This is a genomic window from Planktothrix serta PCC 8927 (genome assembly GCF_900010725.2).
GTDB lineage: Bacteria > Cyanobacteriota > Cyanobacteriia > Cyanobacteriales > Microcoleaceae > Planktothrix > Planktothrix serta.
Genome location: NZ_LR734964.1, coordinates 1 through 308, shown reverse-complemented (window position 1 = coordinate 308; position 308 = coordinate 1). Strand labels below are relative to the sequence as shown.

Annotated in this window: 1 protein-coding gene; it reads left to right on the top strand. The window is 39.9% G+C overall.

Features of this window, described 5'->3' with window-relative positions; translation table 11 throughout:
• Window positions 1-308: RRXRR domain-containing protein (locus PL8927_RS27820; RefSeq protein WP_231506175.1), on the top strand; the 308-nt coding region annotated here is incomplete at both ends.

The following is a 308-nucleotide window of genomic DNA, read 5'->3' as shown; positions in this document are numbered from 1 at the left end:
CAAAGCCCAATACATCCTGCTCAAGCTCGATTGTTATTGAATCAAGGTCAAGCTGCTGTTTATCGTCGTTATCCATTTACTATTATCTTAAAGGAGTCAAAACCAGCACCAGAAATACAACAAATAACCCTCAAAATTGATCCCGGTTCAAAAACCACTGGAATTGCATTAGTTCAAGGAAACAAAGTAATTTGGGGTGCAGAATTAACCCATCGGGGTCAAACGATTAAAATATCTTTGGAATCTCGACGTTCATTACGTCGTTCCCGAAGAAACCGTAAAACTCGCTATCGTCAGGCACGGTTTTT